The sequence below is a fragment of the Acidovorax sp. K2F genome, from assembly GCF_025246485.1.
GTDB classification, from domain to species: Bacteria; Pseudomonadota; Gammaproteobacteria; order Burkholderiales; family Burkholderiaceae_C; genus Acidovorax; species Acidovorax delafieldii.
Genome location: NZ_JAOBSQ010000030.1, coordinates 277,887 through 292,004, shown reverse-complemented (window position 1 = coordinate 292,004; position 14,118 = coordinate 277,887). Strand labels below are relative to the sequence as shown.

Sequence of the window (14,118 nt, the reverse complement as noted above, 5' to 3'; positions counted from 1 at the left end):
TTGCGCCTCGATCAGCGGTGTTGTGGCGCACCTTTCGGGCACTGGCAAAAAACTCTCAGCCTCTGAGCCAAAAAAAGGCCGGTCACCCGTTGGGGACCGGCCTTGCAAAGGCCGCCAAAGCGGCACACAGAGAGTCAATCTTCAGGATGCAACGGGCTCCGTCACCACCAGCTCCTTGGCCTTGCCACGCTGGCGGAAAAACGCCACCGTTTGCCACAAGACGAATGCGGCGATCAGGCTGATCAGCGTGCCGCTGATAGGACGGTTGATGAACACCTCAAAGCTGCCGCGCGACAGCAGCATGGAGCGGCGGAAGTTCTCTTCGAGCATGGGGCCCAGGATGAAGCCCAGCATCAGCGGCGAGGGGTCCATCTCCAGCCGCATGAACAGGTAGCCCAGCGCACCAAACGCCACAGTGATGAACACGTCGTCCAGGTTGTTGTTGATGCTGTAGGTGCCAATGCAGCAGAAGAACAAGATCGCGGGGAACAACACGTTGTACGGAATCTTGAACACCGACAGCCAGTAGCGCACCAGCGGCACGTTCAGCACCAGCAGGAAGCAGTTGCCGATCCACATGCTGGCGACCAGACCCCAGAAGAGTTCGGGGTGGCCGGCAATCATGTTGGGGCCGGGCTGGATGCCCTTGATGATGAACGCGGCCATCATCAGCGCCATCACGGCGTTCTCGGGGATACCGATGCTCATCAGCGGGATGAAGCTGGTGCGTGCAGCCGCTTCGTCCGCTGCAGCCTGGCCAGCCACGCCTTCGATGCAGCCGGTGCCGATTTCGTGGCGGTACTTGCTGACCTTCTTGTCCAGCGCATAGGCCGCAAACTGGGCGATCACGGGGCCGCCGCCGGGCAGGATGCCCAGGATGGAGCCCACCACGCTGCCACGCAGCGCGCTGGGGATGATGCGCTTGAACTCGGGCCAGGTGGGCATGAGCTTGATCTTGCCGTTGAAGGGCGAGCGCTCTTCACGCGAGTCGAGGTTCTTGGCGATCTCTGCAATGCCGAAGCAGCCCAGCGCAATGCTCACAATGCCCACGCCATCAGCCAGGAACGGAGCGTCCCAGGTGAAGCGGGCCAGGCCGCTGTTCACGTCGGTACCGATGGAGCCCAGCAGCACGCCCACCATGCACATGGCCAGGCCATTGAGCAGGCTGCCCGTGGTCACGAAGCTCACGCACACAAAACCCACCAGCATCAGCGCGCAGTAGTCGGCAGGGCCGAACAAAAAGGCCACCTCGCCCAGGCTGGGCGCAAGGAACGCCAGCACCACAATGGCCACCGTGCCCCCGATGAAGCTGGAGAACCCGGCGGTGAACAGGGCCAGCCCCGTTTTCCCTTTCAGCGTCATCGCATACCCGTCGATACACGCCACGATACTGCTCGCATGCGGGATCTTCATGGTGATGGCGCTCACGCTGTCGCCGTACTGCGCACCGTAGTAAATACCGGCCAGCATGATGAGTGCGCCGGTGGTGTCGATGGAATAGGTCAGCGGCAGCAGCAGGCTGATGGTGGCCAGCGGGCCCAGGCCCGGCAGCAAGCCCACCAGGGTGCCCACCGTGCAGCCCAGGGCGCAGAACATCAGGTTCTGCAGCGTCAGCGCGTGGCTGAAGCCAAACGCGAGGTTGTTCAAGACTTCCATGGCGGCGACCTCAGTACAGCGGCAGGCTCACGCCCAGCAGCTTTTGGAATGCAAACGCGATGCCGACCAGCACCGCAGCGATCTTCAGGTTGCGCTTCCACGAGTACGACGTACCCGCAAACCCCGAGCAGAACACCAGAAACACGATGCCCGCGATCATGTTCACAAAGTGCGACAGCGCCGCAAAGCCACACAGGCTGCCCAGAATGATGGCGATGTTGCGCACCTGGAAGTCCATGGGCACCGGCGCCACCAGGCGCGCGCGCACCACGGTGATGACCCCGATCACAAACAGCATGCAGCTGACGATGAACGGGAACATGCCCGGCCCTGCGCGGCCGAGCGTCCCCAGCGAATAGCTCATGGACGGCAGGCCAAAGCCCAGCGCCAAAGCCATGAGGGCAAAGCCTCTGAGTAGATTGCGGTTGATCATGTAAAGGTTGTCTCCTGATAGGCTGGACGACCCCATCCGGCGGTGCAAACGGCGCGCAGGGCTGGGGTATGCTGACGGGCAGACTATCTCCATCGAACCTGATCGCAGGCTGATCTTGGCCATGCGTAATTTCACGTAGAACCCCGACCCCCATGCGCCTCCTCCTGGTGGAAGACGACCCGGTGCTCAGCCGCACCATGGCCCAGGGCCTCGAAAACGCGGGCCACCGTGTCGAGCAGGCCCATACCGTCGAAGAAGCCCAGCACTGGTGGGCCGTACAGGCTTTCGACGCTGTGCTGCTGGACCTGAACCTGCCCCACGCTGCCCACGCGCGCAGCGGCCTGGGCAGCGGCCTCACCGCCCTGCGCAGCGCCCGTGCGCGCGGCGACCGCACCCCCGTGCTGGTGCTCAGTGCCCGCGACAGCACCGAGGAGCGCATTGCCGGGCTGGACGCCGGCGCCGACGACTATCTGGGCAAGCCCTATGAACTCAAAGAGGTGGAAGCGCGCCTGCGCGCGCTGCTGCGGCGCGCCAGCGGCACCGCCGACATCGTCACCGTGGGCCAGCTGGTGCTGGACCGCCAGGCGCGCCGCGTCAGCGTGGCCGGGCAACCGCTGGAGCTGCCCGCGCGCGAGTTCGATTTGCTGTGGGAGCTGATGACCCCGCCCGGCCGTGTGCTGAGCAAGGGCGACTTGTCCTCGCGCCTGTCGGACGGCAGTGAGGTGGTGGGCGAAAACGCGCTGGAGGCCTCTTTCTCCCGCCTGCGGCGCAAGATTGCGGGCAGCGGCGCGGCGATCCGCACGCTGCGCGGGCTGGGTTACGTGCTAGAGGATGACATTGGCCAGTCCTGAACCCGGCCCCGCACCGCTGCACCAGCAGCCGCCCGACCTGCGCCAGCGCATCGGCCGGCGCGTGCTGCTGTCACTGGTGCTGATCTGGGGGCTGGGCAGCACGGTGGTGCTGGGCGTGGGCAATCACTTTGTGGCCGAGGCATTTGACCGAGCGTTGCTCGATGACGCACACGCCGTGGCCGCCCATGTCCGCGGCGGCCAGCCAACAGATCCTGCGCGCGACCCTTTGCGGCTGGACCTCACGCCGCGCGAGGTGGGGCTGCTGCGTTTTGACCAGAGCGAAACCGTGTGGTTTGCGGTGTACGCGCCCGATGGCAGCTTCATCGCCGGCGACCCCCACTTGGCGCCGGGTGTGGTGACGGCGGGCAGCAGCCACGCCTTTTCGCAGCTTTCGCAAGACGGGCGCGAGCTGCGGCGCGCCACCTTGCAGATTGCGGGGCCGCCCTCTTTCACCGTCGTCATGGCGCAGACCACCGCCGAGCGCACGCAGCTGCTGCGCAGGCTGCTGGTGTACTCGGGCCTGGCCCAGCTGTGGCTGCTGGTGGTGCTGGGGTCGTGGCTGCTGCGTGGCATCGAGCGCGACCTGCATCCGCTGGGTGCACTGCAGGACGCCATGGACCAGCGCGACGCTGCCGACCTGCAACCTCTGCCGCCCGCGCTGACGCAACAGGCAAGCACCAGCGACGTGCAACGCCTGGGCGTGGCCCTGGACGGCTTGCTGGCGCGGGTGCAGCAAAGCCTGCATGCGCAGCGCGAATTTGCGGGCAACGTGGCGCACGAGCTGCGCACTCCGCTCGCAGGCATCCGCGCCCAGGCCGCCCACGCGCTGGCCCACAACGACCCGGCCGTCTGGCGCAGCGAAATCGAGGGCATCGCCCAAGCCGAACAGCGCGCCAGCCGCACCGTGGACCAGCTGCTGGCCCTGGCCCGTGCGGCCGAGGGTGGCATCGCGCTGGCGTTGCAGCCCTTGGCCTTGCACACGCTGGTGCGCGACGTGCTGCTGCGCTACCTGCCACGCGCCGATGCCCTGGGGGTGGACCTGGGCGCCGAGGGGCTAGACCAGGCCGTGGTGGTGCGGGGCAACACAGCGCTGGTCGAAGGCATCCTGAACAACCTGCTGGACAACGCACTGCGCTACGGGCGCGGCACGCCGCCCCGCATCACCGTGGCGCTGCACACCGAGCCCGGCTTTGGTGTGCTGCGCGTGACCGATAACGGCCCCGGCGTGGATGCCACGCTGGCGCAGCAGCTGCAACAGCGCTGGGCGCAGGGCGACCAGGGCCAGCGCCTGGGCCACGGTGCAGGGCTGGGCCTTGCCATCGTGGCGCGGTATGTGCAGCTGATGGAAGGACGGCTGGAACTGGCGGCAGCCAGCGACACGACCGACGGATCTGGCCTCGCGGCCAGCGTGTGGCTGCCGTTGGCGCCCAATGCGCCCGCCCCCTCCAGCACGCTCCCCACAACCCCATGACGAGCCCGCCCAACCCAGCACTGACCGAGGCAGAGCAAGCGGCCTTCCTGCAGTCCATCGCCCGCGTGCGCAGCGCGGCCGGGCGGGCCTTGCGGGCGGTGCAGGCCCACGCAATGCAGGGCGCAGCAGCCCATGGCACTGACGCCAACGTCGCAGCCCAGGCCGCCGTCGATTTCATCGCACAACTGCACAAGGGCCTGGATACCGTGGCAGAACAAGCCCGCGCCACCGGCCCCCAGCCAGCGTGCCAGGCGGGCTGCGCGCACTGCTGCCACCTGCGCGTGGAGGCGACGGAGCCCGAGGTGCTGCACATCGCCCAGCACCTGCACACGCTGCCCGGCGCGGACCAGGCCACAACCCTGCTGCGCCTGCAGCAGCACGTGGCGGCGGCAAGCGCGGGCACCACGCGCCAGCCCTGCAGCTTTCTCGTCAATGATCGGTGTGCCATCTACAGCGTGCGCCCTGCCGCCTGCCGCAAGGCGCACTCCTTGTCGGCTGTGCACTGTGCAGAGCAATCGCCCACCATCCCGCAAAACCTGCGCCTGCTGGTGGACGCCGAAGCGCTGATGGCCGGCACCGCCCTGGCCTACCGCGACCAGCCCTTGCCTGCCAGCGCCCACGAACTCAACGCCGCCGTGCTGGCAGCCCTGGACGGCACACCGCTCCACGCACCCAGCGCCCTGCTGCGCTGGTACCGGGGTGACGAAGGCGCGCTGGCCCTGCGCACCACATTGCCGTAAAAGCCCACTCGCCTTGATATCCGTCAAGACCCGCCGCAACCAGCCGCACACAATGCAGCCAGCCCCGCAGCAGCCTGGCCGTGCGGCCGAACTTCTCGACGACCCCCCGCCTCACGCCTGATGACCCAGCCCATCCTCCGCTCCTGCGCCCCCCTCCACCTGGCAGCCGCTGCCGCCATGGTGGCGGGCCTGGCAGGCTGCAGCAAGCCCGAAGCCACCGGCCCCGCCACCACCAGCTTCGATGCCATCACCACCGCGTGCACCCAGTTCCTGGCCGCACGGCAACCCCATGTACTGCCCGGCGCCGCGGGCGACTGGACCCTGACCGGCTACAGCCCCGCCCTGGTCCAGCCCGAAGTCACTCGCACCGAATCCACCGTGACACCCTACGTAGGCAAGCTCGTCATCAAGGACAACGAGGCCCAGGCCCACGCACCCACCGAAGCCGCCGCCCAGGCCATCACCCTCACCCCCGCGCACCTGCTGTCCAACCGCACGCACACCTTCATCTACAGTTTTGACGGCACCCAGTGGCGCTGGCAGAACGGCCAGCGGCTGACCAAGATACCGGGGCAGAACGACCGGCTGGAGGCCGTGACGCTGGCGGATGTCTCGGCGGCAGGGCCCAGGGGGTTTGCGGGGTGCTTACCGCGTTGAGTCGGATCAATTCGCTCTCTTTTTGATAGCTACTACCGCATGATTCACTAGCGCTTCCGGCTGTTTTTGATCAAATCCCGCATCAAAACAGCCCAGCGCCGCCCACCTCCGCCTCGTGCAGCCTGGTGCCGCACGCCAGCCCTGAGGGCCGTCGCGCAGCCAAGCCATTCACACCGCTCATTCCAGGTCGGCATCCAGCCGGGCGATCAGGCCCTGCGTATTCACGGTGATGTCGAGGTTGCCGATCTCGTGACCAAAATCCCCCGTGAAGTCCACCCGCACCCTCGCGCGCTGCGGCCCCAGGCGTTGCATCGACAGGAACCGGGTCACCGTCTGGTAGCCGACGAAGTACTGTTCGACATAGCGGCGTATTCCGGCATGGCCATCAAAACGGTGGCCCGTGGAGGGGTCGTCGATCACGGCATCGTGCGCAAAAAGGGCGAGCACCCGCTCCACCGCAAATGCGTTGGTGGCCGCGATCAACGCATCCGCCACGTGGCGCAGGTGTTCGTGCGTGGGGGCCATCGCACCATGCCGCAGGCCTGCTGCGTCGTCCTTGTTGGCTGGCCCGCTGGCGCTTTCTGCCAAAGGTTGACCCGGCCGGCTCATGGCAACACGCTCACTACCACCTTGCCACGGGCGTGGCCGCTGGCGACCAGGGCGTGCGCCGCTTCGGCCGTGTCCAGCGTGAAGCTGGTGGGGTCGAGCAATGGCTCTAGTTGCCCCGCTTCCGCGAGCAAGGTGGCCTGTTCCATGATCTCGCCGTGGTGTTCACGGAACTCCCCCGTCAGGATGGGAAGCAGCGTGAACACCCCAGAGAAAGTAGCACCCCGGAACGACAGCGGCGCCAGCTTGTGGGTGCCCCAGCCCAGCGAAGTCACCACATGGCCCGAGTAGCGGCGGACCGCCACAAACGACGCATCCAGCACTGACCCACCCACGGTGTCGTAAACGATATCGAAGCCCTGGCCGTCGGTGAACGCGTGGACATAGGCCTCGACCGAGGTTGTTTCATGGTCAATCGGCGTGGCGCCCAGGGACCGGATGTAACCGGCCTGCGCCGCCGTGCCCGTGGCGAACACTTCGGCACCCCGCGCGCGGGCCAGCTGCACGGCCACATGGCCCACGCCCCCGGCGCCACCATGCACCAGCACCTTGTGCCCGCTACGCACGTTGGCGCGGTCCACCAGTCCTTCCCAGGCGGTGATGAAGACCAGCGGCAAGGCCGCTGCCTGGCGCATGGTCAACCGGCCCGGCTTGTGGGCCAGCAGCCGGGCATCCACTGCAGCGTATTGCGCCAGGCTGCCTTGCAGCCCGCCAATGCCGCCGGTAAAGCCATATACCGCATCCCCCACCTTGAAGCGAGAGACGCCCCGCCCCACCGCCTCCACCACGCCGGCGAGGTCCATGCCCAAAACGGCGGGCAGTGGTTGCTGGGCGTGCTCGGCGGCGCCCGCGCGGATCTTGGTGTCCAGCGGGTTCACGCCGCTGGCGTGGATGCGGACCAGCACCTGGCCCGCCGCGGGCTGGGGCCGGGGCAGCAAGGTGGGGGTCAGTGCGCCGTGGGGGGATGCGAGCACCAGGGCCTGCATGGCGGGGGCGGGAGAGGTGGACATGGCGTTTTCCTTCGTGGGGTTGAACAGTGCCGCCAGTTTTCACCTTTCGCTTTTGAATGAAAAGCCACAAGATTGAAACCTTGTCATTCACTTTTGTATGATCCAGTCGATGAACTGGGATGACGTACAGGTGTTCTTGGCCATTGCCCGGCACGGCACGCTGGGTGCGGCAGGCCGCGCCCTCCAACAAAGCCAGCCCACCATGGGCCGGAGGCTGAAGGCGCTGGAGCTTTCTCTGGGCCACACCCTGTTCCAGCGGACCTCCGAGGGCTTCGTCTTGACCGACGAAGGAGCCGCCGTGCTGCGCCACGCCGAGGGCATGGAAGCGCAGGCGCTGTCGTTCTCCCGCCAACTGGACGGCGCAGACCAGCAGCTGGAAGGCGCGCTCCGGGTATCGACCTCTGACTGGTTTGGACTGCATGTGCTGGCGCCGCTGTGTGCCGCGTTCACCAACCACCACCCCCGCGTCAGCATCGAACTCCTGACCGATGCGCGCCTCTTCAGCCTGGCGCGCCGCGAGGCGGACCTGGTGGCGCGCATCGTTCCTTTTGACGAGCCCGACGTCATACAGCGGCGGCTGATGCATGTGCCCTACGCGCTGTACATGCAGCGGGGCGCAGACATGCCCACAGACGGTGCTGACGCCCGCCTCGTCACGATGGACCTGGGCTTCAGCGAGATGCCGGACGCGGCCTGGCTGCGCGAAGCCTTTCCTTCGGCGCGCATAGCGTTTCGCAGCAACAACCGGCACGTGCAGGCCGTGGCCTGCGCATCGGGAGCGGGCCTGGCCGTATTGCCTTGCCCGTTGGGTGATTCGCACCCCGGCCTGCAAAGGGTGGAGGTCGCCCCAGCGCCGCCAGGACGCGATGTGTGGCTGGGTTATCACCGGGACCTGCGCCGCGTGCCCCGGCTGCGCGCGCTGGTGGAAATGCTGATGCAAGCGCTGGGCCCTGCTCAGGGCGATGCAGGCGACCAGGGCGGCTGACAAAACGCTGGGAGCGCCGTCGCAGCGTTTGGCTGATGGCGGTCAGCGACCCAGCCCCGCCCCAACGGCCAGCACATGCTCGATGAAGCTGAGACATGGGTGGCTCTGGTGCGCCAGCACATCTGCCTTGACCAAAACGCCCAACGGCCCAACCGCCTGTGACTTCCACGGCAACACCGCCAGCTCCCCACGCTGAACCAGCGGCCGCAGCAGGCTGGCGGGCGCGCACATCAGCATGTCGCTGTCGGCCAGCATGGCGTATGCAATCTCGGTCGAACGGCTCGACACGCGGCACAGCTCAGGCACACCACCCAGTTCATCGAAGAGGCTCTCCACCTGCTGGGGTCCCAGCCCGGTCAGGGGTGGGGCCAGCCAGCGCTGGGCCAGCAGCTCTGCGGCCGTGACGGTGGCCTGCCGGGTCCGAGGATGCTCCGGGCGACAGGCCACCACAAACCCATCCTGCAGCGCGGCGCAAAACGCGAACCCTTGCGGCAGCGGGGTCGGTTCGCGGCAGATGGCCAGGTCCAGCGTCCCCTCCTGGATGCTCTCCAGCAAATTGTCGATCGTGACCTCGTGGACATCGATGGCCGCATCCGGGTGTGCGGCAACGTAGGTCGGGATGGCCATCGTGAGCAGGCCGTTGATGCCCGCCGCAATGCTGCCAATGCGGATCAGCGCAGACGCTGCGCCCTGCTGCAACAGCGCAGCATTGCCTGCGGCGGCCTGGAGCGGAACCAGCGATGCGCGCAACAGCGGCAGGACCTCCTCTCCCAGGCGGGTCAAGCGCATGCCCTTGGAGTGCCGCTCGAACAGAGGGCCGCCCAGAGAGCTTTCCAGCTCGACCAGCGCATGGGTCGCGGCGGGCTGGCTCAGGCCAATGAAGGAAGCCGCCCGGTGCAGGCTCTGCAGGTCGGCGATCGCAATGGCCAGCTGCAGGTGCTTGAGGCGCACCCGCCCCAGGATGCGGTTGAACAGGACGGAAGGCGTCAAATCCGGCATGACTTATTCAAAAATTGAATTCACTTGAAAAAGAAGCATTGGCCTTGCGGCGCCTGCTATGGAACGATCGCGCGCTGGCAAGGGGCAAACCCACGCCAGATGCATTCAATTAACGAATCTTATTCCCGCACCAGCCCGCCGCTGGATGCGAGAGATCTCAGGAGACAAACCACCATGCCATCACCTCAGCGCCAGCCCCTGCGCACGATCACTTTGCGCCCCACCCACTTCCTGCTCGCTCCGGTCGTGGGCGCACTCCTGGCCATGGGCCAGGCACAGGCCGCAGACACCCTGGACACCGCCTGCAAGACCACCGCCGAATGCCAGGCACAGGTCGCCAAGATCCAGGGGCTGGTCAAGGGGGACGCCACCAGCGCCTTGTCCAAGTCGCAGGACACCTTCTACTGGTTTGGCCGCATCAACATGGCGTCTACCGTGGTCAACGTGGAGCAAGGCATCATCCCCAAAGCCCAGGCGGGCCGCATTGCGCGGGGCGTGGAGTTGTCGATCACGCAGGCGACGGCCCCGGGTGGCAAGCGCCCCACCGATGTGCTGCAGGTCGAGAAGATCATCACGGACGCCGTGGGCCCCGAGGCCACGCTGATCCACACCGGGCGCAGTCGCCAGGACATCCACTCCACCCTGAACGCTGCGCAGTTGCGCCTGGAGATGCTGGACTTTTCCGATGCCCTGGACCAGGTGCGCGCACGGCTCATCACCATCGCACAGGCGCACACCGCCACCTATGTGCCCGCCTACACCAATGGCGTGCAGGCCATGCCCATCAGCTATGGGCACTACCTCATGGCGTTTGCCGATTCGTTCGCCCGCGACTCGGCACGCATCCGCGAGGCCTATGCACGCATCAACCTCAGCCCCATGGGCACGGCGGTGCTGGCCAACTCCAGCTGGGGCATCAATCGGGAGCGCCTGGCGCAACTGCTGGGGTTTGACGGGCTCATCGTCAACTCGCTGGATGCCGGACAGATCAGCACGTACGACATCCCGATCGAGGCCACGTCCATCGCCAGCTCCACCGCCATCCGCGTGGGCGCTTTCATGCAGGATGTGCACACCCAGTACCACCAGACCCGGCCATGGCTGCTGCTGGCGAGCTCCAAGACCTACACCAGCAGCGCCATGCCGCAAAAGGCCAACCCCGGCATCATCCAGAACACCCGCGCCAAGGCCAGCGATGTGGTGGCGTCGGCCCAGGCATCGCTGTGGCGCGCCCATAACGTCACGCCCGGTATGATCGACTACAAGAACACCTGGAGCCCCGGCAGCGCCAAGACCTTTGTCCAGGGCGTGGAGATGCTGCAGCAGCTGGCCGATGTGCTGGACTCGCTGCGCATCGACCCAGCCCGCGCACTGGACGAACTGGAATCCGAATGGACCACGTCGATGGAACTGGCCGAAACCCTGCAGCGTACCCATGCCATTCCGTTCCGGGTGGGTCACCACTTTGCGTCGGACGTGGTGGTGTATGCCAAGGAGCGCAACATCCGGCCCAAGGACTTTCCGTATGCCGAAGCCGTGCGCATCTACCGCGAAGCGGGCAAAAAGTACGACATCAAGGACCAGCGCCTGCCGCTCACGGAAAAGGAATTCCGCCGCGCCCTGTCCCCCGCCGAGATGGTGCTGACCCGCACCGGCACAGGCGGCCCCCAGCCCCAGGAGGTCGCGCGCATGGTGGCCGCTGCCAAGGACACGCTGGCCAAGGACCGCGCCTGGTCGGGTGAAGCCCGGCAGCGCCTGCTAGCCGCCGAGGCGGCGCTGAACGCGGCGTTTGAGGGCGTGAAGTCGCTGCCCTGAGCATGCGGGGCACCAAGCTGACCCCACTCAGCGGACCAACGCGGGCTGCGGGGTACCGGGACCACCGCCACGGCGTTGGGCCAGCGCAATGAGGATGTGAATCCCGGCAGCCAGTGCCACGAGCACCACGGCACCTACCCCCCACAGCGCCCAGGCCAGGAACGTCACCGCGCCTGCCAGAGCTGGCACCGCCTCCAGCACGGCCTGCACGATGGGGCCCGCGGAGGAGACCAAAGCCTCCCACTGCCCCATCAGCTCGGGAGGCATCCAGGCCTTGAGCCAGGTGGGCAACAAGATTACATCCGCCACCGTGCGGCCCCCTGCCAAGGCACCCGCACTGGACACCACCCACACGGTGACTGCATGCAGAGCCCAGCACGCCAGCGACCACAGGGCCAGCAAGGCCAATGAAAGAAACCAGTTGATTGCGTAGAACATGCAAAACCTCCTTGAGTTGCACAAATGGCAAGCGATGAGTATGGGCAAACCGGCGTGACATAGACACCAGCCCGGGCCGCACCTAGCATTCGGTTTTCTCGAACCTGAGGCCACGCATGCTGAACTACCGCCACCTGTACTACTTCTGGATGGTTGCCAAGGAAGGCGGCTTTGCCCGGGCCGCAGACCGGCTGGAGATGGCAGTGCAGACCATCAGCGCCCAGGTGCGGGACCTGGAAAAGTCGCTGGGCCACCAGCTTCTCAAGCCCTCGGGGCGCGGTGTGGCGCTGACCGAAGCCGGGCAGGCCGCGTTCAGCCGGGCCGAAGAGATTTTTCAACTGGGTCAGTACATTGAAGAAGAAGTGCGTGAGGCCGCCACGGCCCGCGTGGCGCGGTTGTCAGTGGGGCTGTCGGACGGCATCTCCAAACTGGCGGCCCACGCGCTGCTGGAGCCGGTGCTGGCAACGCCCCATCTGCGGCTGGTGTGCCACGAGGGAGAGTCAGACGAGCTGCTCTCCGAGCTGGCCCTGCACCAGCTGGACGTGGTGCTGGCCGGGCAGGCAGCGCCGCGCATCCCGCAGCAACGCCTGACCAGCGAACGCATCGCGCGCTCGCCGCTGCAGTGGTACGGGCCGGCATCGCTGGTCAAGAAGGCAGCGCGCGACCGCTTTCCCCAATCACTGCAAGATTTGCCGGTGCTGCTGCCCACACACCACGCGCCGTTGCGTGCCACTCTGGATGCGTGGTTTCAAGACCTGGGTCTGCAACCACGCGTGGTGGGTGAGTTTGAGGACAGCGCCTTGCTGGCCGTGTTTGCAGCGCGGGGGCTAGGGGTATTTCCGGTGAGTCGGTTAGGTGCGCAAGATGTGGGGCTGGTGCGTGGGCTGCGCCTGTTGGGCGAATGCCCGCAGCTCTTTGAGGAAGTCCACGCCATCTGGTCGCGCCGGGGGCAGCACCACCCTCTGGTGCGGCAGTTGGTGGATGCTTCCGCCGGGCTGGGCACAGCCTAGCGGGCTTCCCACGCAACCAGCATCCCCCTTGTTAAAGGTTGCGCTTGCAGTTACAGCCGCGTCAGGCAGCCTGCGCCAGCTCGTAGCGGCTGAGCTCAGTGGGCATGAAGCCCGTTTGCCAATACTGGCGCGCTGCATTCATCAGCCACCACTCACTCTGCGCCAGGTGACTGTCAGCCGTAGCGGCTGCGTAAGCGAACTCCAGGGCCTTGCGCCGCAGGGCGGGGTCGGTCACCTCAGCGAGCAACAAGGTCAGCGTGAGGCCATCAATGCTGGCGATCAAAACGCGCTGTTCATGCATACCCATCCACAGGTCCTCGCACAGGCCGTGCAACACCTTGGCAAAGCCGCCGCGCGGCAAGCCCAGGTCCTGCTCTATGTGAAGCCCATGCAAGGCATCCAGCTCGGACCGGCTGACATGGCCATCCGATATCAACAGCAAGGCGATGACTCGGGCTACCGCTTCGGGGCTATTGCGGGGATAGCTACGCATTTCTGATTTCCTTGATATGGGGTACGTGCAATGACAAAGGTGACAAGCAAGCAATGGCTTACCCAGCGCGCCGCCCTAGCGGCGATAGCGTGAACGCGGCTGCCAGCCGTCGCGGTATTGGGCTTGCACCCGCAGCGGCACTTTGACCGGCACGCGCCGCAGCACGGGTGCCCGAGCCACGGCAACACGGGAGAGCCAGCGCACAAGGCGATGACGCAGAGAGAAAATGAGCGAAGAGATTCCAGACCAGGGTTTCACGGACGGCTCCTTTGAGGCGGAAAACTGCGAACAGGAAGAAGCCTTGAATGTGTGCCCCCCACCCGCTGAAAAGAAGCAGGTTTTCTCTGACATACACATCCAGAAAATCGATGTGATCCATCGGCAGCGAAATCGCAGCCAAAGCACAGAGTTTTCAGAGATTCAACGAAGAAATTTCCTGCTGGTTGGCCGCCAAGCTGCGGGCTACGGTGTCATCCTCAACTCAGGAGATCGCAAATGCAGATTCTTTTCAGAACACGCCACCCCGAGGCCGCACTGATGCGCGATGCCGTGGAGCGTCGCGTTCGCTTTGCCTTTCGGCGGCTGAACGCTCTGGTACCACGCGCTGAAATCAAGCTGGATGACATCAACGGCCCCCGGGGCGGCCCCGACAAGCGTTGCCAGATCGCCCTGCGCACCGACGGAGCAGGGGCGGTCGTGGTGTCTTCGGTGGCCAAAGACTGGCGCTGCGCACTCGACGAAGCCCTGGCCAGCGCCGCCCGCCTTCTTCTGCGTACCTGGCGGCGCAGCTCGACACCCCGCAGGCAACGGCGGGGCGATGGGGCAGTAGATGCCGAAGGACAAGGCAGCGCGACTGCACACCTCCCATAAAGCGACCTGGCTGCGACGCCCGACATGGCGGTGGAAGGCATGTGCAGACTCATGCCCTCATACCGTCATCACTGCGGTGGACAC

General features: G+C 66.1%; 16 protein-coding genes. 9 read left to right on the top strand and 7 right to left on the bottom strand.

Annotated features, from left to right (window positions below; all coding sequences use genetic code 11):
- Positions 1-141: 141 nt before the first annotated feature.
- Together N4G42_RS10505 and N4G42_RS10500 are read right to left on the bottom strand one after the other, a co-directional pair.
- Entirely contained in the window at positions 142-1,656 is a 1,515-nt protein-coding gene (locus tag N4G42_RS10505; RefSeq protein WP_056744313.1) for a tripartite tricarboxylate transporter permease, read from the bottom strand.
- A 10-nt stretch (positions 1,657-1,666) separates the two neighbouring features.
- Positions 1,667-2,089 carry a tripartite tricarboxylate transporter TctB family protein gene (locus N4G42_RS10500; RefSeq protein ID WP_056067517.1) on the bottom strand — a complete coding sequence of 141 codons (423 nt, stop codon included), beginning with the start codon at positions 2,087-2,089 and terminating at the stop codon, positions 1,667-1,669.
- 152 nt (positions 2,090-2,241) lie between these two features.
- On the opposite strand from N4G42_RS10500, the gene N4G42_RS10495 reads away from it, so the two are divergent.
- The 4 genes from N4G42_RS10495 to N4G42_RS10480 all read left to right on the top strand — a co-directional run bounded on the left by N4G42_RS10495 (position 2,242) and on the right by N4G42_RS10480 (position 5,808).
- Positions 2,242-2,940, top strand: a complete 699-nt coding sequence (locus N4G42_RS10495) for a response regulator transcription factor (protein WP_260667089.1) — start codon at positions 2,242-2,244, stop codon at positions 2,938-2,940.
- A complete protein-coding gene (locus tag N4G42_RS10490) occupies positions 2,921-4,411 on the top strand; it encodes a sensor histidine kinase (protein WP_260667088.1) in 1,491 nt (496 codons plus the stop codon). The genes N4G42_RS10495 and N4G42_RS10490 overlap by 20 nt, the downstream gene beginning before the upstream one ends.
- Entirely contained in the window at positions 4,408-5,151 is a 744-nt protein-coding gene (locus tag N4G42_RS10485) for a YkgJ family cysteine cluster protein (RefSeq protein WP_313771903.1), read from the top strand. The genes N4G42_RS10490 and N4G42_RS10485 overlap by 4 nt, the downstream gene beginning before the upstream one ends.
- Before the next feature lie 120 nt (positions 5,152-5,271).
- Positions 5,272-5,808, top strand: a complete 537-nt coding sequence (locus tag N4G42_RS10480; RefSeq protein ID WP_260667087.1) for a hypothetical protein — start codon at positions 5,272-5,274, stop codon at positions 5,806-5,808.
- A 177-nt stretch (positions 5,809-5,985) separates the two neighbouring features.
- On the opposite strand, the gene N4G42_RS10475 is transcribed toward N4G42_RS10480, so the two are convergent.
- Together N4G42_RS10475 and N4G42_RS10470 are read right to left on the bottom strand one after the other, a co-directional pair.
- Complete coding sequence (locus tag N4G42_RS10475) at positions 5,986-6,417, bottom strand: nuclear transport factor 2 family protein (RefSeq protein ID WP_260667086.1); 432 nt, start codon at positions 6,415-6,417, stop codon at positions 5,986-5,988.
- Positions 6,414-7,424 carry a zinc-dependent alcohol dehydrogenase family protein gene (locus N4G42_RS10470; RefSeq protein ID WP_260667085.1) on the bottom strand — a complete coding sequence of 337 codons (1,011 nt, stop codon included), beginning with the start codon at positions 7,422-7,424 and terminating at the stop codon, positions 6,414-6,416. The genes N4G42_RS10475 and N4G42_RS10470 overlap by 4 nt, the downstream gene beginning before the upstream one ends.
- 109 nt (positions 7,425-7,533) lie before the next feature.
- On the opposite strand from N4G42_RS10470, the gene N4G42_RS10465 reads away from it, so the two are divergent.
- Complete coding sequence (locus tag N4G42_RS10465; RefSeq protein ID WP_395455108.1) at positions 7,534-8,409, top strand: LysR family transcriptional regulator; 876 nt, start codon at positions 7,534-7,536, stop codon at positions 8,407-8,409.
- A 42-nt stretch (positions 8,410-8,451) separates the two neighbouring features.
- Here the strand turns inward: N4G42_RS10465 and N4G42_RS10460 are convergent, their stop codons facing one another.
- Positions 8,452-9,408 (bottom strand): LysR family transcriptional regulator, encoded by a 957-nt coding sequence (locus N4G42_RS10460; protein WP_260667083.1) that lies wholly within the window; start codon positions 9,406-9,408, stop codon positions 8,452-8,454.
- A 174-nt stretch (positions 9,409-9,582) separates the two neighbouring features.
- On the opposite strand from N4G42_RS10460, the gene N4G42_RS10455 reads away from it, so the two are divergent.
- On the top strand, positions 9,583-11,223 hold the full coding sequence (locus tag N4G42_RS10455; RefSeq protein ID WP_260667082.1) for an argininosuccinate lyase: 1,641 nt from the start codon (positions 9,583-9,585) through the stop codon (positions 11,221-11,223).
- Between the two features lie 27 nt (positions 11,224-11,250).
- Here N4G42_RS10455 and N4G42_RS10450 read toward each other — a convergent pair whose 3' ends face one another.
- Entirely contained in the window at positions 11,251-11,661 is a 411-nt protein-coding gene (locus N4G42_RS10450) for a hypothetical protein (RefSeq protein WP_056067500.1), read from the bottom strand.
- Between the two features lie 116 nt (positions 11,662-11,777).
- Between N4G42_RS10450 and N4G42_RS10445 the strand changes: the two genes are divergently transcribed.
- Complete coding sequence (locus N4G42_RS10445) at positions 11,778-12,671, top strand: LysR substrate-binding domain-containing protein (RefSeq protein ID WP_260667081.1); 894 nt, start codon at positions 11,778-11,780, stop codon at positions 12,669-12,671.
- Between the two features lie 61 nt (positions 12,672-12,732).
- On the opposite strand, the gene N4G42_RS10440 is transcribed toward N4G42_RS10445, so the two are convergent.
- Positions 12,733-13,164, bottom strand: coding sequence for a hypothetical protein (locus N4G42_RS10440; RefSeq protein ID WP_056067497.1), 432 nt, complete (start codon positions 13,162-13,164; stop codon positions 12,733-12,735).
- Between the two features lie 226 nt (positions 13,165-13,390).
- Between N4G42_RS10440 and N4G42_RS10435 the strand changes: the two genes are divergently transcribed.
- Both N4G42_RS10435 and N4G42_RS10430 read left to right on the top strand, forming a co-directional pair.
- Entirely contained in the window at positions 13,391-13,702 is a 312-nt protein-coding gene (locus N4G42_RS10435; RefSeq protein ID WP_156379579.1) for a hypothetical protein, read from the top strand.
- A complete protein-coding gene (locus tag N4G42_RS10430) occupies positions 13,660-14,034 on the top strand; it encodes a hypothetical protein (RefSeq protein ID WP_056067494.1) in 375 nt (124 codons plus the stop codon). The genes N4G42_RS10435 and N4G42_RS10430 overlap by 43 nt, the downstream gene beginning before the upstream one ends.
- The last annotated feature ends 84 nt before the right edge of the window (positions 14,035-14,118 follow it).